The organism is Flavobacteriales bacterium (assembly GCA_016779995.1).
GTDB lineage: Bacteria > Bacteroidota > Bacteroidia > Flavobacteriales > UBA7312 > UBA8444.
Map to the genome: position 1 here is coordinate 37,705 of JADHMO010000006.1, position 23,349 is coordinate 61,053.

General features: G+C 38.5%; 18 protein-coding genes. 10 read left to right on the forward strand and 8 right to left on the reverse strand.

Annotated elements, in window-relative coordinates; translation table 11 throughout:
* Window positions 1–15 precede the first annotated feature (15 nt).
* From ISP71_05380 to ISP71_05390, 3 genes are all read right to left on the reverse strand, one after another.
* Window positions 16–4,065 (reverse strand): PKD domain-containing protein, encoded by a 4,050-nt coding sequence (locus ISP71_05380; GenBank protein MBL6663520.1) that lies wholly within the window; start codon window positions 4,063–4,065, stop codon window positions 16–18.
* Between the two features lie 125 nt (window positions 4,066–4,190).
* Window positions 4,191–6,380: a CotH kinase family protein gene (locus ISP71_05385; GenBank protein ID MBL6663521.1), complete on the reverse strand. Its 2,190-nt coding sequence runs from the start codon at window positions 6,378–6,380 to the stop codon at window positions 4,191–4,193.
* The gene (locus tag ISP71_05390) at window positions 6,381–6,938 is read right to left on the reverse strand and encodes a hypothetical protein (GenBank protein MBL6663522.1); all 558 of its coding nucleotides are present in this window, start codon (window positions 6,936–6,938) and stop codon (window positions 6,381–6,383) included.
* Window positions 6,939–7,006: 68 nt separating this feature from the next.
* Here ISP71_05390 and lepA point away from each other — a divergent pair, with 68 nt between their 5' ends.
* From lepA to purQ, 6 genes are all read left to right on the forward strand, one after another.
* The gene (lepA, locus tag ISP71_05395) at window positions 7,007–8,797 is read left to right on the forward strand and encodes an elongation factor 4 (protein ID MBL6663523.1); all 1,791 of its coding nucleotides are present in this window, start codon (window positions 7,007–7,009) and stop codon (window positions 8,795–8,797) included.
* A gap of 37 nt (window positions 8,798–8,834) precedes the next feature.
* Complete coding sequence (locus ISP71_05400) at window positions 8,835–9,581, forward strand: YebC/PmpR family DNA-binding transcriptional regulator (GenBank protein MBL6663524.1); 747 nt, start codon at window positions 8,835–8,837, stop codon at window positions 9,579–9,581.
* The gene (locus tag ISP71_05405) at window positions 9,581–11,122 is read left to right on the forward strand and encodes an acyl-CoA carboxylase subunit beta (protein ID MBL6663525.1); all 1,542 of its coding nucleotides are present in this window, start codon (window positions 9,581–9,583) and stop codon (window positions 11,120–11,122) included. The genes ISP71_05400 and ISP71_05405 overlap by 1 nt, the downstream gene beginning before the upstream one ends.
* Before the next feature lies 1 nt (window position 11,123).
* Window positions 11,124–12,410 (forward strand): phosphoribosylamine--glycine ligase, encoded by a 1,287-nt coding sequence (purD, locus tag ISP71_05410; GenBank protein ID MBL6663526.1) that lies wholly within the window; start codon window positions 11,124–11,126, stop codon window positions 12,408–12,410.
* Between the two features lie 210 nt (window positions 12,411–12,620).
* The gene (locus ISP71_05415; protein MBL6663527.1) at window positions 12,621–13,586 is read left to right on the forward strand and encodes a hypothetical protein; all 966 of its coding nucleotides are present in this window, start codon (window positions 12,621–12,623) and stop codon (window positions 13,584–13,586) included.
* Window positions 13,587–13,633: 47 nt separating this feature from the next.
* Window positions 13,634–14,329: a phosphoribosylformylglycinamidine synthase subunit PurQ gene (gene purQ / locus ISP71_05420; protein MBL6663528.1), complete on the forward strand. Its 696-nt coding sequence runs from the start codon at window positions 13,634–13,636 to the stop codon at window positions 14,327–14,329.
* Between the two features lie 4 nt (window positions 14,330–14,333).
* Here purQ and ISP71_05425 read toward each other — a convergent pair whose 3' ends face one another.
* Genes ISP71_05425 through ISP71_05445 form a run of 5 tightly spaced genes read right to left on the reverse strand, consistent with a single transcriptional unit; the run spans window position 14,334 to window position 17,601 of the window.
* Window positions 14,334–14,906 (reverse strand): nicotinate-nucleotide adenylyltransferase, encoded by a 573-nt coding sequence (locus ISP71_05425; protein MBL6663529.1) that lies wholly within the window; start codon window positions 14,904–14,906, stop codon window positions 14,334–14,336.
* Between the two features lies 1 nt (window position 14,907).
* On the reverse strand, window positions 14,908–15,480 hold the full coding sequence (gene gmk / locus ISP71_05430; GenBank protein MBL6663530.1) for a guanylate kinase: 573 nt from the start codon (window positions 15,478–15,480) through the stop codon (window positions 14,908–14,910).
* Window positions 15,470–16,333, reverse strand: coding sequence for a YicC family protein (locus ISP71_05435; GenBank protein ID MBL6663531.1), 864 nt, complete (start codon window positions 16,331–16,333; stop codon window positions 15,470–15,472). The genes gmk and ISP71_05435 overlap by 11 nt, the downstream gene beginning before the upstream one ends.
* A gap of 34 nt (window positions 16,334–16,367) precedes the next feature.
* A complete protein-coding gene (locus ISP71_05440; GenBank protein MBL6663532.1) occupies window positions 16,368–17,261 on the reverse strand; it encodes an EamA family transporter in 894 nt (297 codons plus the stop codon).
* On the reverse strand, window positions 17,254–17,601 hold the full coding sequence (locus ISP71_05445) for a hypothetical protein (GenBank protein MBL6663533.1): 348 nt from the start codon (window positions 17,599–17,601) through the stop codon (window positions 17,254–17,256). The genes ISP71_05440 and ISP71_05445 overlap by 8 nt, the downstream gene beginning before the upstream one ends.
* A 293-nt stretch (window positions 17,602–17,894) precedes the next feature.
* Between ISP71_05445 and ISP71_05450 the strand changes: the two genes are divergently transcribed.
* From ISP71_05450 to ISP71_05465, 4 genes are read left to right on the forward strand one after another with little or no spacing between them, the layout of a single operon-like run.
* Window positions 17,895–19,214 (forward strand): hypothetical protein, encoded by a 1,320-nt coding sequence (locus ISP71_05450; protein ID MBL6663534.1) that lies wholly within the window; start codon window positions 17,895–17,897, stop codon window positions 19,212–19,214.
* A gap of 22 nt (window positions 19,215–19,236) precedes the next feature.
* Entirely contained in the window at window positions 19,237–20,583 is a 1,347-nt protein-coding gene (locus ISP71_05455; GenBank protein MBL6663535.1) for a hypothetical protein, read from the forward strand.
* Between the two features lie 11 nt (window positions 20,584–20,594).
* Window positions 20,595–21,962, forward strand: a complete 1,368-nt coding sequence (locus tag ISP71_05460) for a hypothetical protein (GenBank protein ID MBL6663536.1) — start codon at window positions 20,595–20,597, stop codon at window positions 21,960–21,962.
* A 50-nt stretch (window positions 21,963–22,012) separates the two neighbouring features.
* The gene (locus ISP71_05465) at window positions 22,013–23,335 is read left to right on the forward strand and encodes a hypothetical protein (protein ID MBL6663537.1); all 1,323 of its coding nucleotides are present in this window, start codon (window positions 22,013–22,015) and stop codon (window positions 23,333–23,335) included.
* The last annotated feature ends 14 nt before the right edge of the window (window positions 23,336–23,349 follow it).

Below are 23,349 nucleotides of genomic sequence, written 5' to 3' on the forward strand. Positions count from 1 at the left end.
CTGTTGTCTCTTATTTTACCATCCATTGTCTAGCTCTAAATTTAGCGTTTCTGTATGAGGGCATCCATTGCTGTTAGTAGTGTTATAATAGTAAGTGCCACTGCAATAGTAGGTTTGTCCGTGCCAAGTGTAAGATTCTCCTGCACTGACATCGAAAATTTGGCTAGAACTGTAATTGAGAGTTAGTCCCAATATAGCAGTTGCATTACACCCTTGAACATTTACAGTTGCTGTTTTTATACCGCCGACATTGTAGGTTTGTCCGTTTGCTGACCAATTGTATTCGTCACATTCTGTTACATTTTGTATGGGCAATGCAGGGTTGTTGATGGTCAAATTTAGAATGGTTGTATATTCACACCCCGATTGGTCAGTATATGAAGAAGTATAAGAACCGCTACAATAGTACGTAACTCCATGCCAATTGTAAGAACCATTGGCCGTATGATAGATGGTTTGAGTTCCTCCGGCTGGGTTTATAGTAAGGTTTAATTGGTGTTGACTTTGGCAATTGGTAGAACCGGTAGTATGGTTGTAAGTGCCTGATTGGTAATAGGTTTGGTTATTAATAGGCCAAGTGTAACTAAGACAAGCAGCCATATTTGTTGTGGTATTATTGGCGGGTTCTATGGTGAGGTTGAGGGTTTCGGTATGTTCACAGCCATAACTGTTGGTAGTTTGATAACTATAAATACCACTATTAGTGTAAGTGTTGCCGTTCCAAGTATAACTCTGACATGTTGTTACGTATTCGGAGTTGTTGGTAGGTTCGTGAATGGTAAGATTAAGTATATCGCTTACCAAACAGCCATCTAAATAATAACTCACACTGTAAGTACCACTTTGGTCATAGGTTTCTCCATTCCATTGGTAGGGTTCACAACTATTAACTGTTTCTGAAGTTCCCTGCGGGTTAGTAATGGTTAGGTGTACTGTTTTGGTGGTGCAATTGGTTACGGGTTCTATTTCATAATAGGTTCCACTAGTGGTACGAGCTATGCCCCCCACAAAATAGTGGTTACAAGCCGATACGTTTTCTTCCACATGTTCTTCTATGTTGAGGTGCAACCAATATTGTTGTGGACAAACTTGTGAACCTGAAGGAGGTACTATATGTTCATAATACCCCGATTCGGAATAGGTCTCTCCGCTAATGCTCCAGGGATAGGGAGCGCAAGTGGTTACAAGATTATAGATAGGTTCGTCAGGGTCTACTATGGTTAAGTTGAGATTGGTGGTTAGACAGCCTGACAAACTACTATAGGTGTAGTTGCCTGAGCTAGTATAAGTGACTGTTGGGTCTGTTTCGGTATTGGTATAACTACCACATGCTGTTACGCTTTCATTAATCGTTAAGGCTGCTGGGTGTACTGTAATTTGTTTGCTTTCGCTGTTGTTACCGTTAGCATTGGTAACGGTAAGAGTTACAGTATAACTACCCGCTGTGTTGTAAGTGTGAGTTGGATTTTGTTGGGTGGAGTTATTGCCATCTCCAAAATTCCATGCCCAAGAGGTAGGGCTAAATAGCGACTCATCGTTAAACTGTAAACTTTGACCCACACAAGTGGCATCGTTGGAAGAAAAATTGGCAATAGGTGCTAGTGTATTGCCCGAAATATCCAATTTCCAAACTCCTCGACCGTGAGTACCAGCGTATAAATAACCATTATTGAAATTGATTTCCAAATCATAGACTGGAGTAGTGGGTAAAGAATTGAGGTTGTGTTGTTGCCACATCTCATTAGCATTAGCTGTTATAGATTTTCGAAATACGCCTAAATCAGTGCCTATGTATAAAAAAGGGTAAATAAAATTACTTGGGTCATTTACAGTATCTAGGGTTATACAGTATACACCTGATTCTACGGTTGTAAAACCTGCCATTAATAGACCTGAAAAATTAGTCCAATTATCTCCCCCATCGGTTGAAGTATAAACTCTATTGTTTGCACTTCCTCCACTGAAAGTAATCCATATATGATTAGGGTCGCTTGGATTGCTGTGTATGTCAGAAATGACACTCCAATTGTTTAAGCCATTAGAAATATTGGTCCAACTTGCACCGCTATTGTTGGTTCTGTAAATATTGTTGTGGTGTGAAAAGTAAAAAATATTATCGTTGGTGGTGAGTTCTATTTCATCAATATCAGAACCATTGACTAAGCCTGATGTTGCTGATAGTGGCGTCCAATCTTCTCCTCTGTTGTTGGTGAGATACAACTGACTAAAACCCGCTACTAAGCGTTGAGAGTTATTCGGAGACATTTCGTAGGGGGTTTCCCATGCCCCATTGGTTTCGGGCGATATGTTGTTCCAACTTATTCCAGCATCATCGCTTCGTACCATCATACCGTTTTGTATTTCAGCATAGAGTCTGTTGGAGTTAGTAGGGTCAATGATGCATTGCATACCATCGCCACTGTAAATGGCAGCCCAATTATCGGAACTGCTATAATCCGAGCTGTGCCTTAGAGTACCGTTGTCTTGAGCTCCAGCAATAATATGTTCATCAATTACTTTTTCTACATTGATACTGTAAAATTGAGTGATTTCTAAATCCTCGGACATATCTTGCCAACTATTGCCATCTCGTTTGCCAATACCACCATCTGAACAGACGTATAAAGTGTTGTTGTGTGGGTTAAATTCCAAAGCATGTATATCGGCATGTATGTAGCTGTTTTGTCCTATAGCGCTCCATATTCCACGAGCATTCCAGTTGCTACCTCCATCGGTAGATTGCCAAATATTTACGCCTCCCACCCAGAGGTCATTTGCGTTACTAGGGTTAACGGCAATGGCTAAATCGTACCAACCTTGCCCTCCATAGTCCGTGCCGTCGTCGTTCCAGCCAAGTAAATTTGGTGTAGATGTAGATGGAGAGTTACAACGCAGACGTTCGCTAAAGTTTTGACCTGAATCGGTGGAACGATAGACGCCATAAAGTGATCCTTCGGTATCACAAAAAACAACATATACATAATTACTATTAGCAGCACTAACAGCAATTTTTCCTCTTCTAGCACCATTTGAAGGTAGACCAGCCGTGATGTTTTGCCAACTGATTCCAGCATCGGTGGAACGCCAAAATTGCCCACTTTGTCGGTGAGTAGCATACACCGTATTGTAGTTGTTAGGCTTATAAACGATATCAGCAAAAGAACCTGATTGTGCTTGAGTCCAAGTAGTACCACCATTGCTTGACCTATATATTCCCTGAGAAGTAGCGGCTAACATTACATTAGTATTGTTGGGTTGTATCAGCAGTTTTGTAATGGAAGTAACATCTGGAAAGCCATCCATTTGAGTCCAAGTATTGCCTCCGTCAGTAGAACGAAAAAGACCATTGCATGCAGTAACAAAGGCATCAGCATCGCCTGTCGCCCAATAAATGGTATTGGGGTTGGTCGGGTGATAAACAATATCGGAAACCCCTAGTGAAGGCATAAAGTCCGTATTGGTGAACCAATTTTGACCACCATCAGTAGAAGTCCAAATTCCTCCAGCTGGTGAACCAACCATAATCGTATTGGAGTTGTTAGGATGAAAACTTACACAATTAAGACGTCCTATCCCTCTTAAATTATTTAATCTTCGAGGAACTATATCTGGTCCTACTGGTTTCCACGGGCCATTACTAGTGTTAGAAGGGGTATTTGAAACGTTAGGCTGTTGGTTACTTTCTACCAGTGTAGGGCTACCATTGTTTGTAGGGCTATTATATGGTGTTTGAATGGGGTTTTGAGAAGGGGTTCCATTATTATTAGGCGTAGAACGTCTTTGCAGTTGCAAATTTTTTTGGTTTTGCAAATAAGCTCTGTAAAGTCGGTGTCTATCAAGCGTTCCGTCTGGCTTGAGTCGTCCTCTCCAATAATTTTTCCATCGTCCTAAGGGCTTTTGACCATTACCTTTTTCGTAGGTCAGACGTTTAGCGAGATAGTTATCAATAGCCGTTTCTATTTCTTTAAAGGTAGCAGTCGTATCGTTCATGAGTTGGATAAACTCTTGAGAGTAGGATAAGGTACTAAAGGATATAAATATAGATAACAATAACAGTTTTTTCATGCAAGTAAGTTGTAATTCAGGCTTTTTAAGAGTTGCTTATGCAAATATAGTGAAAAAAACGTTGTCTTCGACTCCGCTCAGACAACAAGGATAGTACGTTGTCTGAGCGGAGTCGAAGACAACATCTAATGAACCATCAAGCGTTCTTTATACAGTCTTTCTTTGAAACGCACTTGCACTACATACACACCAGCAGTTAAATGACTAACATCAATGGATTTATTCCACGAGTCATCGTGAGAATAAACGCTTTGGCCCATAGCGTTGAGAATAGTTATGTTTTCCACTGGCATATCGGTATGCATTTCTAGCTGAAAGTAGTTGTTGCTAGGGTTAGGGTACAGACTAAAGGGCTTACCCAAATAATCTGTCAGTAGTTGGCGCATAACATGCGGTCGAATACTAGCAAAAGCATACAAACTTTCTACAGCTTCTAACCAAGCGTTGCTGTTGTCTGGCACATTCCATCGTAGCTGATGTTCTAGCACTTCAGCTTTGTATAGATTCTCCATCTCTTTAATGTGTTGTATAAGGTTGGGGGTAGAAAAAGTGCTGCTTAGTAGAATGTCAAAACGTCTTCTAAATTGCTCCCTAAAGCTATGGTTCCTCAACAGTTGGCGGATAATATAGACTGACCATTCCTCAAAATCTTGAGACGTATTTTGTTCGTTGATTAAATCTGCCATGAGGTTGTAATATTCGTAGCTCATGCACTCGTCACAGTCAAAAAATAGCCACCGCCATTTGCCGTCCTCTTGAGCTTTCCAATACTTCACATTATTGTGTGGCCAGTCGGTATTGGCCAAAAACAATTGGGCGCAATAGTAGTCTATGATATTGTCAATATCGATATGTGAGCTAATGTAATCGTAATGCTCATCGAGACTCATATCATTCTCATTCATATAGTTTTTGATATTGAGAAAGTCTTGGTTGTCGCCTTCTTCTACCTGAGCATTATGAGTCAATAAATGGATATTGTCCACGTCAAAATAATCGCTGATGAAATATTCGTCTGTTCGTTCGTTGAGGTGGTGTATGCCCCAGTATTCTCCATTGATAAAAACAATAACTTCTTGTGTGCTGGGGTGTTCCAAATTCATGTCAATAAGGATGCGCTGAGCGACTTCATTTTTGAACATAGTATTTTTCCAATCGTTGGAGCTAGCAGACCTTAGGATTATCCTTTTGAAAGAGTCCATTTCTTTGCCCTCGAAAAAGGGGTATTTTATTCGTGATTTGCCATAAGAACCTCTAGCATATAGCAGTAAAGATTTTTGAGGAAAAGTTCGACTTATATTGCCGTTGGTACGTATGCCAACAGTCTGATTGACTTGTCGTTTGCCCTCTAAGTCGAAATACTCGAATTGTGCGATTCGCTCCCAAGCCCTACCTCTTTGGTAATAGTTGGTGTTTTGCCCTTTGACATAGATTCCTTGCTCTGGGTCAAAAAGGTTGTTGGGGTCTGTAGATAGAGAAACGACAGGGAAGGTGTATCGCTTTTCTACTTGAGGGTTTATGAAAAAACTATGGGTATAAACTGGGCTGATACGTTGCCCATTTTCAAAGGCTGCCGACTTAATGAGGTGTCCTTTAAAGACCTTTCCTTGTGGTCTTTGCCATTGGTCTGATGTGGGTATTTCTGAAATTATATTGTCTTGGTCGGAGGCGTCTTTTAATGCCAAAGCAGTAGTATATAAAAGGTCATTGGTGGTGGGCTCGGCACCATTAAGAGTGTAGTATATTTGAGCTCCGCTATGGCTCGGCACTATAGATAGGTCAATGCTATTTTCATGCCAACCGCTAGTGTGTGAAAAGGATAAACTACTATACAATAAGTCTATGCTATCGTTGGGGCTGTTGGGAGTGGGGCTTTGGAGTTTTGCCAAAACATCGCTTCCGTCTGGAAAACGACCAAAAGATTGGTCTGCATCCAGTGGCACAGCAGGCAAGGAATCCAACAATCCCAAATTCTTATGGCTGAGAAAAAGAGCTTCGCCCTGACTGCTTATTTTAAAATTACAATCCATCTCCATATCCAAACCGCTGGCATAAACGCTAAAAAATCCACCTCCTTGAATATAACGGTTAGGCAATTGCCATTGCTCCATTTCTTGCCTATCGTCAGAAAGGAAGTAGTCAGAAAGTAGTATGCTATCGCTACTGCTGTTGTATAATTCTATCCAATCGGGGTAGTTGTTTTGTTCTGTTGCCCAAGCCGTATTATTGAGTGACATCATCTCGTTGATGTGCAGTTGTGCATTTGTATTGATGCTACAACATACTATTCCTATAATTAAGATGATAAGCCGCATTTAGTACAGGATTAAGCCCACTTTAAAGGCCATTAAATCAATGGTCAGGGATTCGGTATGATACAATTGATTATCGCTATTGTAGTGCTCTAAATCCACCTTTTGTAGTATGTAATTGAAACTAGCAGTAAGTCCTAATTTTTGGCTGATACGGTATTGGTAGCCCATGCCGGGGGAAAAATACATTTTACCAACATAGCGACTATTTATAGCATCTTCAAAAGTTTGATTAGTGGCTTGTGAATAGCCCACAGCCGTATTATAAAATAGCCCATTGTCATTTTTATTTCTACTAGCTCTACAATGAATAAATAGAGGTGTAAATGTTTCATCTTCCAATTGTATGTAGGCCACCCCTAGCCCCAAACTGACGTAATCGCCTAAGGTTTTGTTGACATTCAACTGTGCCATGCCCCCCGATTTGAGTATAGGAAAAGATTTACTGAGTTGTATGCCTCGCAAGCCCCCCAATTCTATTTGGCTGTTAAGTTTAGAATGTTGGCTGTAAACAAAAAGTGTACAGAATAGTAGCGTCAGCGTAGCAAAATAATGTTTCATTATTCAAAGGTAAAAATTCTTAGCTAGTGACATCTCATACACTATGAATTTTCCTTACTTTCGCTGTAATGAAAAATATCAGAAATTTTTGCATCATTGCTCATATTGACCACGGTAAAAGTACTCTAGCAGACAGACTGCTAGGCGTTACTGGCACAGTGACGGAGAGGGAGGCCCAAAACCAATTGTTAGACGATATGGATTTGGAAAGAGAACGAGGGATTACGATAAAAAGTCACGCCATACAAATGGAATATAAGCTCAATGGCCAAGACTATATTTTGAACCTCATAGACACACCAGGGCATGTGGATTTTTCTTACGAAGTATCACGTTCCATAGCGGCCTGCGAAGGAGCTTTGCTTATTGTCGATGCCGCCCAAGGGATACAAGCTCAAACCATCTCTAACTTATACCTTGCCCTAGAAAACGATTTAGAAATTATTCCTGTTCTCAACAAGATAGATTTACCGTCTGCTGACCCCGAAGTGGTTAAAGACCAAATCATTGACTTAATAGGCTGCAAGGACGAAGAAATTATTCCAGCGTCTGCAAAAACAGGGGCTGGTATAGAGGCTATTTTAGAAGCTATTATAGATCGTATTCCTGCGCCTAAAGGAGACCCTGACGCTCCTTTACAAGCTATGATTTTTGATTCCGTTTATAACTCTTTTCGAGGCATTGAGGCCTATTTCAAAATTATAAACGGGACAATGAAGAAAGGCGATGAGGTGCAATTTATAGCTACTGGCAAAACCTACTATGCTGATGAGATAGGTGCTTTGAAGTTAAAGCAAAAGCCTATGAATACCTTGTCTGCTGGAGAGGTGGGCTATCTGATTTCAGGAATTAAAGATGCCCGTGAGGTGAAAGTTGGGGATACGATTACCCTCAAAGAAAAGCCTTCACAAGAGGCGGTTAAGGGTTTTGAAGATGTGAAGCCTATGGTATTTGCTGGTATTTATCCAGTCGATACCGAAGACTACGAAGAATTGAGAAATTCTATGGAAAAGCTACAACTTAATGATGCTTCTTTGACCTTTGAACCAGAATCTTCGGCGGCTTTGGGCTTTGGCTTTCGTTGTGGTTTCTTGGGTATGTTGCACATGGAAATTATACAAGAACGCTTGGAGCGTGAATTTGATATGACCGTCATAACAACTGTTCCTAACGTATCTTATTTTGCCTACACCACTAAGGGAGAAAAGCTATCCATACATAACCCTTCGGATTTGCCAGACCCTTCTACTATGGACTATGTAGAAGAACCTTTTATCCGTGCTCAAATCATTACCAAATCCGATTATGTAGGTGCTGTGATGTCTTTGTGTATAGAAAAACGTGGGGTACTGACCAATCAAGTTTATCTAACAACCGACAGGGTGGAGCTGACTTTTGAAATGCCACTCGGAGAAATTGTCTTTGACTTTTACGATAAACTAAAAAGTATTTCTAGAGGGTATGCCTCTTTCGATTATTTCCCCCTAGAGTACCGTCAGTCCAACCTAGCCAAGTTGGATATACTACTCAATGGCGACCAAGTGGACGCCCTTTCGGCACTGATTCACCGCGATAATGCCTATAATTTAGGTAAGAAAATATGCTTGAAGTTGAAAGAGTTAATACCTCGTCAACAATTCGATATAGCCATACAATCGGCCATCGGCTCAAAAATTATTTCTAGAGAAACCGTTAAAGCCGTTCGTAAAGATGTAACTGCCCGTTGCTATGGGGGTGACATTACCAGAAAGCGAAAACTATTAGAGAAACAAAAGAAAGGAAAGAAGAAAATGAGACAGATTGGTAGCGTTGAAGTGCCTCAATCTGCTTTTATGGCCGTTTTAAAATTAGACGACTAATTTATATCTTGCCTTAAAATACTAAAATACAACAACTATGGGAAGAGCATTTGAATTTAGAAAAGCACGTAAAATGAAGCGTTGGTCAGCTATGGCCAAAACATTCACCCGTATCGGTAAAGACATTTCTATTGCCGTTAAAGAAGGTGGACCTAACCCAGATACCAATGCTAGACTACGAGCTGTCATTCAAAATGCCAAGACGGCCAATATGCCCAAAGATAATGTAGAGCGTGCCATCAAAAAAGCCTCTGGGGCAGACTCTGCTAACTATGTGGAGATCAGCCTCGAGGGTTATGCCCCACACGGTGTTGCCGTCTTTGTAGAATGCACCACCGACAACAACAACCGTACAGTAGCCAATGTCCGTTCATACTTCAACAAATGTGAAGGCAACCTTGGGACTAACGGCTCTCTTGAATTTATTTTTGATAGAAAAGCCGTATTTACTTTTTCTCAAAGTCAAGTGGAAATGGACTTAGAAGAATTGGAAATGGAACTGATAGATGCTGGTCTAGAGGAGCTAGAAAACGATGAAGGCACACTAACGGTTACGACTGATTTTAGTGACTTTAGCAATATGCAAAAGCAGTTGGAAAGCATGAACATAGAGTTAGAAAGCTCGGAGTTGCAACGTTTCCCTAACAACACCAAAACCCTAGTTGGCGAAGAAGCCAAATTGGTACTCAAGCTCATCGATAAATTGGAAGAAGACGAAGACGTACAAAACGTTTTTCATAATATGGAAATGACGGAAGAAGTCATATCTCAAATGGATAGCTGATGAAAGACAAACTCAAGATATTAGAAGAAAAAAAGGCTCAAGCCTTAGTGGGTGGTGGTCAGCAACGTATCGATGCCCAACACGCTAAAGGTAAGCTAACCGCTAGAGAGCGTGTCCATTTTTTAATGGACGAAGGCTCTTTCCAAGAAGTGGGTATGTTGGTAATGCACCGGTCTACCAACTTCGGCTTAGACAAACAACAGTTTTTAGGTGATGGCGTAGTGACTGGCTACGGTACTATAGACGGTCGTTTGGTGTACGTATATGCTCAAGACTTTACCGTTTTGGGGGGTTCTTTGGCAGAAGCCCATGCCGAGAAAATTTGTAAAATTATGGATATGGCCATGAAAAATGGCGCACCCATCATCGGATTAAACGATAGTGGTGGTGCACGTATCCAAGAAGGGGTGGTTTCCTTAGGAGGCTATGCCGATATTTTTTATCGCAACACGAGAGCCAGTGGGGTAGTGCCTCAACTTTCGGCTATCATGGGGCCTTGTGCTGGAGGGGCGGTGTATTCACCTGCTCTGACGGACTTTATTATGATGGTAGAAAACACCTCTTATATGTTTGTGACGGGACCCAATGTGGTCAAGACCGTTACCCACGAAGAAGTGACTGCCGAAGAATTAGGAGGCGCATCAACTCACGCTAGTAAATCAGGCGTAGCTCACTTTACCTATGCCAATGAAGTGGAGCTCATAAATAACCTTAAAAAGCTATTGAGTTATATACCTCAAAACTGCGAGGAAGAAGCACCTAGCCTTAGCTACAAAGCGACTGATGAAAGACGAGATGTGCTCAACGGTATTATTCCAGACAGTGCAAGTCAGCCTTACGATATTCATGAGGTTATTAATGGCATTATTGATGCCGATACTTTCCACGAAGTACACCAAAATTATGCTGAAAATATCGTCTGTGGTTTTGCTCGATTGGGAGGGCGTTCTATCGGTATTGTTGCCAATCAACCGGCTTTTTTAGCAGGTGTACTGGACAACCACGCTTCCAATAAGGCGGCACGTTTTGTGCGTTTTTGTGACGCTTTCAATATTCCTTTGTTGGTCTTAGAAGATGTCCCTGGCTTTTTGCCCGGCACTGACCAAGAATGGAACGGTATTATTAACAATGGGGCTAAGCTGTTGTACGCCTTTAGTGAAGCAACCGTACCACGTATAACGGTAATTACTAGAAAAGCCTATGGTGGAGCTTACGATGTAATGAATTCTAAACACATCGGTGCTGACTTGAATTACGCTTGGCCTACGGCCGAAATAGCTGTAATGGGAGCTAAAGGTGCTGCTGAGATAATTTTTAGAAAAGACATTAAAGAGGCTAAAGACCCACAAGCTAAGTGGCAAGAAAAGGAGGCAGAATATGCCGAGCTTTTTGCTCACCCCTACAATGCAGCGGCAAGAGGTTATGTCGATGAGGTGATAGAACCAGCTAAGACAAGAGAAAAACTCATAAAAGCCTTTAAGATGCTCGAAAATAAGGTAGATAATCTACCTAAAAAGAAACACGGAAATATTCCATTATAAAATGAATGTATTAGTATTAGGTTCTGGAGGCAGAGAACACGCCTTAAGCTGGAAAATTGCCCAAAGTAGTTTGTGCGAAAAGCTATTTATTGCCCCTGGTAATGCAGGGACAGCACAACTTGGTGAAAATGTAAACATCAGTGCAACAGATTTTGAATCTTTGAAAACCTTTGTCATAGACAACGAAATCGAGATGCTAGTGGTCGGCCCAGAAGACCCTTTAGTAAAAGGGATTTATGACTTTTTCAAAAACGATGAGGTGCTTTCTGAGGTATGCGTCATTGGCCCATCGCAAGAAGGGGCGCAATTGGAAGGTAGCAAAGAATATTCTAAGCAATTTATGCAACGCCACGATATTCCTACGGCAGCCTATGATAGCTTTACTAAAGATAGCTTAAATGAGGGTTATGATTTTTTAGAAACCCTAAGCCCACCTTATGTCCTCAAAGCTGATGGACTAGCCGCAGGTAAAGGAGTACTCATCATCAACGATTTGGAAGAAGCCAAGCGTGAGCTTAAAGCCATGTTAGCAGATGCTAAGTTTGGAGATGCAAGTTCTAAAGTAGTTATTGAAGAATACCTTGACGGTATAGAGCTTTCGGTCTTTGTCTTAACAGACGGCAACAATTACAAAATATTACCATCGGCCAAAGATTATAAACGCATAGGCGAGGGCGATACAGGGCTTAATACAGGGGGTATGGGTGCTATTTCTCCCGTTCCTTTTGCCGATAAATTCTTTATCGAACGAGTAGAAGATAGAATCATTAAGCCTACCATTAAAGGTTTACAAGAAGAAGAAATAGAGTATAAGGGTTTTATCTTTATTGGCTTAATGAACGTCAATGGTGACCCTAAAGTTATTGAATACAACGTGCGTATGGGTGATCCAGAAACGGAAGTGGTCATACCTCGTATAAAATCGGATTTGCTAAATCTATTTAGAGGCATATCTAACGGAACCTTCGGTGAGCAAGACTTTTATGTCGATGAAGATGTGGCGACTACGGTTATGCTAGTGTCAGGTGGTTATCCTGAGAGTTATGAAAAGGGTAAAGGTATTAGCGGCTTAGAAGAAGTAGAGAACAGTATTGTATTTCATGCTGGAACACGAAAGGAAGAGGATAAAGTATTAACGAATGGTGGTCGAGTGATGGCAATTACTTCTTTTGGAAGAACCATAGAAGAAGCTTTAAGCAAATCATTTGATAATGCAGAAAAAGTAAAATTCGACGGCAAATATTACCGCAAGGATATAGGCTTTGACTTAAAACAAGAACAGGTTTAGGCCTCTCCGTTTTTCTTAAAAGCGACTAATTTTCCTGTCCAATAAAGAAATAGGACAGAGATAACAAGTATTGCTAATACATTAGGAATATTTCCAAGAGTTGGCATGATTGTCCAAATTGCTGAAAAAATTTCGCCGAGCCCGTTCCAAAAAGTTGACCACATAGTATGAGAAGTATTATTTTTGCAAAATTAGAACATTCTTAAAAAAATGCTAGTAAAAACATTAAAAACAAATCGTCCGAGTGCATATATTGCTTTTTTCGTTTCAGCGACTTTGTTTTTCTTATTGGATATTATCCTTGACACAACACCTTCATTAGCCACTGACCACCCTATATTCTCTAGCTTAGCTTCTTTTTTTACTCATCACCAAATATGGTCGAATGTATTGCTTTTCATTATCGGTCTATTGATGGCTATGGGCTGGAATAACGCTCTGAGTGAACGAGGCGTTTTTAAAAATACCACTATCATTCCTGCTTTCTTGTTCATCATCTTAAGTTCAGCATTCTCTTTGTCTTCCTTTTGGGTATGCACATTCATCTTTCTTTTTGTTATGAATAAACTCATGTTGTGTTTTCAACAAGAAAGACCATACGGTTTATTATTTGATAGTGGTTTTCTCATTGGCTTGGCAACAGTTATCAACCCTATTTGTATCTTCTTTTTTATTCTTACATATGTGGCAGTCGTGGTTTATAGTACCATCAATTGGCGTAATTTTCTAATCCCTATCTTAGGCTTATTTACGCCTTTCTTATTTGCTTGGACGTATGGCTTTTACTTCGATAGTTTGCCTGACTTAAGCAATTATTACTTTACCTATATTCAATGGTCACCACCCAGTGTAGAGTATTCATTGCCCTTTCTAATATGGTCAACTCTAGTATTACTACTTTTCTTCTTTGCTATTCGTGAATTAGCTCAGTGGCTGACTATGAAAAGTTTACGCTCTCGAAAAGCCTTTTATGTCTTTTTTGCTTATTCTATCTGTGCTTTTGTAGGTTTCTTCTTTGTGCAAGACAGCTGGAATTACCTCTTAATTTTTGCCTTGCCTTTTACTGTGCTAACGGCTAACTACTTCCTTTTTATTCAAAAAAGGTGGTGGTATGAAAGCTTGTTTATACTTATCTTAATAAGTACTGTATATTTACAACTCGCACCACTATTTTAGGGATAAATTTTTTTAAATTTGTTTGCTCAACATAAACCTATTAATAAATGAAATTTGGCGTTGTAGTATTCCCTGGTTCTAATTGCGATAAAGACATGATTTATGTATTAGAAACACTTTACAAACAAGAAGTGGTTAGTCTTTGGCATAAAGATACCGACCTTCAGAATTGTGATTTTATCATTCTGCCAGGTGGCTTTTCTTATGGTGATTACCTACGTTCTGGTGCTATTGCCCGTTTTTCTCCTATCATGCAAAAAGTGATTGAATTTGCTAATAATGGGGGCTATGTTATGGGCGTTTGTAATGGCTTTCAAATCCTTTGCGAATCGGGATTATTACCCGGTGCATTATTACACAATAACAGCCATAAATTCATTTGTAAAAACGTCTATTTATCGACACAAACCAATCGCAGTTGCATTACTGACAGAGTCAATCTTGATGAGCCTTTAAGTATTCCTATAGCTCACGGTGAGGGGCGTTATTTTGCCGATGCAGAAACCTTAAAGCAACTGAACGATAACGAACAAGTTATTTTTAGATATTGCGATAAAGATGGGAATGTTACTAATGAAAGCAATCCTAATGGTGCAGTAGAAAATATTGCTGGTATTTGTAATGCTGGTCGTAATGTATTTGGTATGATGCCACACCCTGAACGTGCTGCCGACCAAGAACTTAACAACATAGACGGAGGCTTTATTTTTGAAAGCATTATCTCTGTTCTAGAGCCGGTATAAGAGACTATTTATAAAAATTCATCTCGTCGATATACTCCATAATCTTGGGAGGTAAGAAATAGCTAACGGCTTTATTTTCTTGAATACATTTTCTAATAAAATCAGCAGAAATATCCATCATAGGAGCTTGGGTGAGGTGTATCTTTGGGTGATTTTCTAATTCACAATTTTTAGCCTTAGGTCTAGGATACACATAGACCTCGTGCCATTCTAGTATAGCCTCATAATTTTTCCATTTGTGAAAGTTGCTCAAGTTGTCTTGTCCCATAATAAGTGCAAAATCTTCCTCAGGGTAACTTTCTCTAAGGTGTGCTAGGGTGTCAACGGTATAGGAGGGAATAGGCAAGGAAAATTCTATGTTTGATGCCGTTAGTTTAGGGTCGTCTTCGGTAGCTATTCGAACGAGAACTAAACGGTGTTGTTGGTCGAGTAGAGTACTTTTTGTTTTAAAGGGATTTTGAGGCGATACCACAAACCATATTTTATCTATGTCAGTATGTTCGAGCATATATTGAGCAATTGCCATATGCCCTACATGAATGGGATTAAATGAACCAAAAAATAAACCTGTTTTCATCTTAGTCAACTAAAAAATCTTGTACCATTTCCAAAGCTTGTTGACAAGCTCGTTCTAAATTTTCATTGACTAACACCTTGTCAAAATCACTCCTGTGTGTCATTTCTTGGGATGCTTTACCAATGCGTTTTTGAAGGTCTTCCTCGCTTTCAGTTCCTCTGTTGCGAAGCCTTTCTTCTAAAATACCTAAAGACGGGGGTGCTACAAAAACAGATAAAGCTTTTTCGCCAAAGTGTTGTTTGAGAGAAATACCACCCTTTACATCTACATCAAAAATAATGGCTTTGCCATTGGACCATATGCGTTCAACTTCTTCTAGTAAAGTGCCGTAAAATAAATTGGGATAGACTTCTTCCCATTCCAAGAACAGCTTATTTTCTATGCCTTTTTTAAAGTCTTCAACCGACAAAAAATGGTAGTCTTTGCCATTGACTTCGTTTTGGCGTGGGGCTCTACTACATGCCGATATAGAAAACGACAATTGAGAGGTCAAGTTCTGGAGTAGGTGTTTGACAACAGTGGTTTTACCAGCACCCGATGGGGCGGAAAAAATGATGACTTTATTAGAGGACATTGAGGATTTGTTCTTTTATTTTTTCTAATTCGTCTTTCATTTGCACTACTTGTTGTTGCATCTCGGCATTGTTTGATTTGGAACCTATGGTATTGATTTCACGACCTATTTCTTGACAGATAAAACCTAATTTTTTACCCTCAGAAATATCCGAATTCATAGTTTCTAAAAAGTAATTCAGGTGATTGGATAGACGGACAATTTCTTCTGTTACGTCTAGTTTTTCAAGGTAGTATATGAGTTCTTGTTCTAATCTATTTTCGTCAACATTAGATTTCAATTCACCGAGTTTTTCTACAATACGCTCTCTAATATTAGCTACCCTTTGATGTTCTTCCTTTTCTATGCTAAGCATTATGCCACGTATATTTTCTATTCGCAGTTTAAAGTCTTGAGCTAAGGATTGCCCTTCATCTTCTCGGAATTGAGTTAAGGCATTAGACGCTTGTTGTATAAGGCTTTCTATAGTTTCCCATTCTTGTGGGTCTATTTCTTCTTTTTCTACTTTCATGACTTCTGGCATACGCATAACAGTACTCATTAGTTCGTCATTACTTTCGAGTTCTTTAGTGATGTTTTGCAAGTCATGGTAATATTTTTTGACTACCTCAGCATTGATATTGGCAGTCTTTTCAGTACCAGTATATTCCACAAATAGAGAACAGTCAATTTTGCCTCTACTTAGAGCCGTACTCAATAGTTTGCGTATGTTCAATTCTTTATCTCGGTAAGAGCTGGGCACACGAACGTTCATATCGATTTGCTTACTATTTAAGGATTTAATCTCTACAGTAAACTTTTTGTTATGAGCATTGGTTTCGGCTTTTCCATAGCCTGTCATCGATAGAATCATAGTGTATGAATTAATTAGCAAAGGTAATAAATTGCTAGTCTTGTACTGCTTTTGTTTTGTGACTAACTAAATAAACCCCCAAAAAGATAAGAATGCTTGAGCCTATTTTGGTCAAATCGAGGCTATCGCTACTTGCTATTATAGCTACTATACTTGCCAAAACGGGTTGTAAATAGATGTAGGTGCTTACTGTTGAGGGGTTTAGAGTCTTCAATCCGTAGATGTTAAAGAGGTAAGCAAAAAAAGTAGTGCCTATGACTACAAAAACTACTCGCCATAAAATACCACTGGGCATAGTCGCCCATTGTATGGCTTGGAAATCCGACCATCCAAAAGGAATAACAAATAGAATACCAAACAAAAACACCCAACTAATTACTGTTATGGGTTTATATTTTTGCATGAGGGGTTTTACCAGTACTAGATATACAGCGTAGGAGGAGGCATTGATAAACACCATAATATTACCCCAAAAATGTTCATTGTTCAAACTAAGTTGCCCACCATTGGTAATAAGCAATATTGCACCTAAGGCACCTAAGGCCACACCGATTCCTTTCTTAAAGTTAAATTTCTCGGTAGCTAAAGCGATACCGAATAACAAAACTAAGATGGGATTGCTTACCATTATAACGGCAGCATTGATGGGTGTGGTGAGGTTCAGTCCTTCAAAAAATAGCATTTGATTGATGGCTACTCCAAACAATCCACAGATAGCCAGTTTCAGTAAATCTCCTTTTTTAACTTTTTCGTAATAAAAAAGAGCATAGCATAGCCAAAATAAAATAACAGCCCCTGTAACTCTAACCAAAATAAATCCTAAGGGCTCAATATATTCAGGCATCACCTCTTTAGCAACGGTGAAGTTGATACCATAAATGAGGTTGGCAGCAAAAAGGGCTAAGTGGGCAAGTAGTCGTTTATTCATTCAGTGCAGAGCTAAGTGCTTCAATGGTTTTTTTACTGTTGCCAACAAATATTTTATCGTTGACGATAAAAACTGGTCGCTTAAGGAAAGTATCTTCCTCTAAAATTAATTGCCGATAATCGCTTTCACTAAGAGCTTTGTCTTTCAGTCCCATACTTTTGTATTTCATGGCACGTCTGCTAAATAAGGACTCATAAGAGCCGCTCATTTTTGCCATATTATCCAATTGCTCGGCACTAATTTTTTCTGTTCGTATCTCTTGCAATTGCCACTTCCAATTCACCTCATTTAAGATGCGTTGGCAGGTGCTGCATTGGGCTAGATAGTAGGCTTTTATCATAATTCCTTTTAATTATAGAGGCAAATATACCAACAAAAACACTTTATAATCATTTCTCTTTCTTATTGGGAACGTATTTGATAAACTAACAACTTTACAAAGATTACTATTTGTCTAATTAAGAGAGTAAAAACAACTAGCTATTGAATAACTAATAAACGGATTGAGGATAATAAAAAAAGTATTGAAGACGTAAGGCTTGCTTAGTGTTTACGAATAAATAGATTTAAAACCTAAGTAATTAGTATTATTTTTGATAGACTACTAATCGATTTTAAAGTTATTAAATTGCTATGAAAAATTACCTACTTACGCTCATTATTAGTATCTGTTCTGCGCAACTTTCAGCTCAAACGGCACCTAATATAAATTTCACCGATTTAGATGGTACGACCCATGATTTATATTCCTATTTAAATGATGGATATACTGTCGTGTTGGATTTCTCTTATGAATATTGCGGTCCTTGTAAAGATTGGTCAAATAATGTTGGTCATGAAATATGGGCAGAGCATGGTCTTGATGGGGACAACACTATACGTATGTTTCATTTTGACGTCTATGATTTTTCGGATCAAGCTGTTGCAAGTTATACTCAAGCTTGGGGCATCAATTATCCTGTTATTAATTTAACCTCTAGTACCGACGTTCCAGAATATCCGCAAGAAGGTTATCCGACAATATATATCATTTGTCCTGATAAGTCGTATTTTGAAACGGGAGGTTATGGCTTTCCATCATCTGAGATGGATGCTCAATACTATTTAGCAAGTTGTAGAGGAGCCGATTTATCTAATAATAAAGCTGTGGTAGCAACAGGTTCACCAACTTCTTCTACCATTTGCGACAGTCCTCCATTGACTTTTTCTCCTAAAATACACGTGTACAACAGTGAGTCTGCCGTAAGTGACAGTGCTACTTTTTTCTTTATGGATGAGTACCCAGTAAAAGTTTTTATCAACGGAGAGTATTATTCAACTCAAACTATAGACCCTTGGGCTAATGGATCGGTAACCAATTTGGATGATGAAGCCTACCTCGAGCCTATTCCGGTAAGCCCTGGTGACGAAATCGCTTTAGTTATTGATTTTGAGGGAGATAATTATCCAGATGATGATACATCTAAAGTGACTATTCCCAACAATATCAACACGCTCAGTTCAAGCGATACGACTTTAATTATTTCTGCATCAGCTAGTAATGAAATCTATTATGATGTTTATAATGCAGCAGGAGTGCCTGTAAGTTATGGCGAAACACCAGGACAATTTACTCTTTCTAAAGATAGTTGCTACAGTATTTCTTTTCTAAATGCTAATGTAACTGGCGGAAGTCTGAAAGATGTTTCGGGGAATATATTGGTGTCTTATGAAGTAGGAGATTTTATCGGTTATCAAACGCCTAGGTTATTTTTTCATGTAGGAATGAATACGGTTGATATTACAGAACAAGACTTTTCAGATGAGCAATTGGTAGATTTTTACTTTTTAGATTTATTAGGCAAGCGTTGTAGTTCCATTCATTTGAATGATTTGCCTCAGGGCATTTATGTTCAAGTAAAGCACTATCAAAATGGACAAGTACGAACAGAAAAAATAGTTAAGAATAATTAAAAACACATAAAAAAATGAAGCTATGAAAATGTTAAAATTATTAAAAATAACGCTATTAGCTACTGGTATTTTCTTTGTGCTAAACACAAAAGCTCAAGTTGCGCCTAACATTAGCTTTACCGACGTGACTGGCACAACACATGATATTTATTCTTATTTGAATGAGGGTTATACTGTTTTTTTGGATTTCTCTTATCAATTTTGTGGGCCGTGTAAAGATTGGTCAATTAATGTTGGTCATGATATGTGGGCAGAGCATGGTCCAGATGGAGACAATACTGTACGTATGTTTTATTTTGATATTGACCCAGTAAGTGATGCCGATGTTTTAAGCTATACCCAACAGTGGGGCGTAAACTATCCAGTAATCAATTTATCGAATGGTTCAGATATTCCTGAATATCCTCAAGAAGGTTATCCAACAATATATATTATTTGTCCCGACACTTCATTTTATAAAACGGTTGGATATGGGTACCCTTCTGCCGAAATGAATACATCTTATTATTATGCTTCTTGTAAGGGTGCTGATTTAAGTAATAATAAAGTTTTTGTTGAAGCGGCTGCTCCAACTTCATCTATGCTTTGTAATGCTACGCCACTTCTCTTTTCTCCTAAAATACATATCTTTAATAGTGAAACGGGAGTTGGTATTAATCAAGATTTTTTCTTTAATGAAGAATACGACGTTAAGGTATTTGTAAATGACGAATACCATTCTACTGTTGTTGTAGATCCTTATGCACCAGGCAATGGACCAATTTCAAATATGCAAAATGAAGCTTATCTCGAGCCTTTTAACGTCAATCCTGGTGATGAAGTTACTTTAGTTATTGATTTTGAAGGTGACAATTATCCCGATGATGATACAGCTAGAGTTACTGTTCCTTCTACCATTAACACTAATATTTCTGTTGATTCCAATCTAGTAGTTTCGGCCAATACTAACGGATTGGCTGATGTTTTCTTTGAGATACACAACTCTGAAGGTCAAAGTGTATATAACAATACTAATTCACAAGAGTTTAGCCTACCTCCAGATAGTTGTTACACTATATACTTTACTAATAGCCACCTTTATAGTGCAAGCTTGAAAGATACGCAAGGTAATACGCTAGTCTCCTATACTGCAGGACAGTTTGATGGTTATCAAACGCCTAGGTTATACTTTCATGTAGGAATGAATACCGTTGATATAACAGAGCAAGATTTGTCAGATAAGCAATTGATAGAATATTACTTTTTAGATTTACTAGGCAAGCGTTACAGTTCCATTCATTTGAATGATTTGCCTCAAGGCATTTATGTTCAAGTAAAGCACTATCAAAATGGACAAGTACGAACAGAAAAAATAGTCACTAATCAATAAACATTTAAATTATGCAGTTTCAAAACAAAAAAATACTAGTTGCACTTTTAGTCATTTTATTTTCTTTAAGTAGCGAGGCTCAAGTTGCGCCTGATGCAAGTTTTACAGACTTGGAGGGGAATTCACACAATATATATAGCTACCTAGATGATGGCTACAAGGTTATTTTAGTTTATGGAGGCTATGAAGGTGCTTGTTGGATTGGTGAATGGCAAACTGCTGTTGGTTCCGAAATTTGGGATGAATTTGGTCCTAGTGGAGATAATACTGTTCGTATGTTCTTTATTGATGAAACTGACTTGATGAATTCAACAGATCAATCTGTAGCAAATTATACGGCTCAAATGGGCGTTGAATATCCCGTAGTAAATCTAGATAATGCCTTACCTGGTTATCCTGTTGATGGAACTCCGGCTTTTTACGCCATTTGTTTGGATAAGAGCTATCATTCTGGTGGTGGTTTTGGAGAGGAAAGTAGTTATGAACAAATGAAAGCATTTTTATTAGATTGTGATGGTGAAGACCTTTCTAATGATATATATTTTAGTGGCTTAAAAGATAAACCTCGATTTTGTACTAAAGGCGATAATCATAGTTTTATTCCAATCTTACATCTTATGTTTTCGGAGTTAAATGAAAACAATACAGATAGTGCAATCCTTACTGGAAATTATCTAAATCAAGCTTATAAAATTTATTATTATTTGAATGGTTCTATACAAGATACTTTTAACATGCCTCCACCTACTGGAGAGCATGGCATGCATGCCGATCAACCCACGCTACCTATTGTAACATTAAATTCAGGTGATGTGATACGTTATGTGTTAGATTATCCTAACGATTCTTATTCAGGAAATAACGAATATGAGTATACTATTCCTTCAAATCTAGAAGACTCTCCAATATCTACTACGAACTTACACAAACTAGTTTTGGGAGATAATCAAGGGGGTGGTTACTTTTCAATAAAAGCTCCCCTTGAAGATGGGGGGACTTTACTTCATGATTTTGAACAAATTAATCAAATTACTTTAGATGATGGGAATTGTTATTCTGTAAAATTCGCAAATAACTTATTCTCGGTTGTTGCTTTGCAAGACGAGAATAGTAACGGAGTTGTAACAGTAAACGAACTAGACTTTTATCCCATAAACCAAACACCTTGGCTATATTTTAATGTAGATTCTAATGCTGAACCAACAACCATTAGAGAAGATAATCTTGAAAACAAATCGATTACGGCTATAAAATACTATGACATCAACGGAAAAAGGATTTCTCTTGGAAACGGAAAACAACCTTTTATCTCTTACATACAAGTCATACACTTTGAAGACGGTAGTGTTACAACTAAAAAATTCTTAAGAAAATATTAGAAAAAACATACGATAAAACTATACCATATTTAATATAAAACTTTGATTACATGGAATTTCAAAACAAAAAAATACTAGTTGCACTTTTAGTCATTTTATTTTCTTTAAGTAGCGAGGCTCAAGTTGCGCCTAACTTGACATTTACTGATTTAGATGGGATGACTCATACCATTCATGATTATACAGAAGCCGGATATAAGGTATTATTGGATTTTTCTTACGAAACGTGCAATCCTTGTAAAGAATGGGCTATTAATGTGGGGCATGATTTATGGCAAAATCATGGTCCTGACGGCGACAATACCTTACGTATGTTCCATATAGACCCTAAGCCTGGAACTGATCAGGATGTTGCTAATTATACGCAAACATGGGGAGTTGAATATCCTGTAGTGAATATGCAATCTGTACCGTCAGAATACCCTTTAGATAGTTATCCACGTTTGTTTTTCATCTGTGCCGATAAAAGTTATTATGAGTCTGGAGGCTATGGCTATCCGTCCTCAATAATGAAGGCGCAATATTTTCTTGAGATATGTAATGGTTCTAATTTAACGGGTAATAAAACTTTCATTAGTGCCACTCCTGCCACATCTTCTACTTTATGTAATTCATCACCATTTTCTTATACTCCACAAATTCATGTGTTTAATAATGACGTTGTTGGAATAGGAAGTGGTGCACCACAATTTGAAGACCCTTATGACGTAAAAATATTTATCAATGGCAGTCACCATTCTACCCAAACGGTAGACCCCTGGGCAGATATGTCGGTAAGCAACTTTGATGATATATCTTACTTACAGCCTATTCCTGTTAGTCAAAATGATTTATTAGCTTTAGTGATAGATGTTGAAGGAGATAATTTCCCTGATGATGACACTATTTATGTCCAAATTCCATCCTCGGTTAGTACGCCAACATCAGCTAGCACTTCACTCATTGTAGAAGCGGGCTCTATATATGATGTTTATGATTCTTCCAACGAAAAGGTACATGATGGTTATGGCAACGGCTCTTTTACTTTGCCTGAAGGCAGTTGTTATAGCATAGAGTTTTGGAATGCGCAATACTATTCAGGAGTGCTTAAAGATGGTGCTTCAGGCTCAACCTTAATTCAATTTCAGCCAGGAGATTTTGAAGGTTCTGTTTCGCCACGCTTGTACTTTAATGTGGTGACTATTCCTACTCCTATAAGTGTACAAGAAGACCATTTAAACGCTAAAGTTATGGATACCTATTTCCTTAATCTCTTAGGCAAACGCTTATCTACAAACAACATAGAAGACTTACCTAAGGGTGTTTATTTACAACTTACCAAATACGAAAACGGTGAAGTTCGAGCTAAAAAAGTAACTCAAAATCACAGGTAATTTTTAAAAAAATA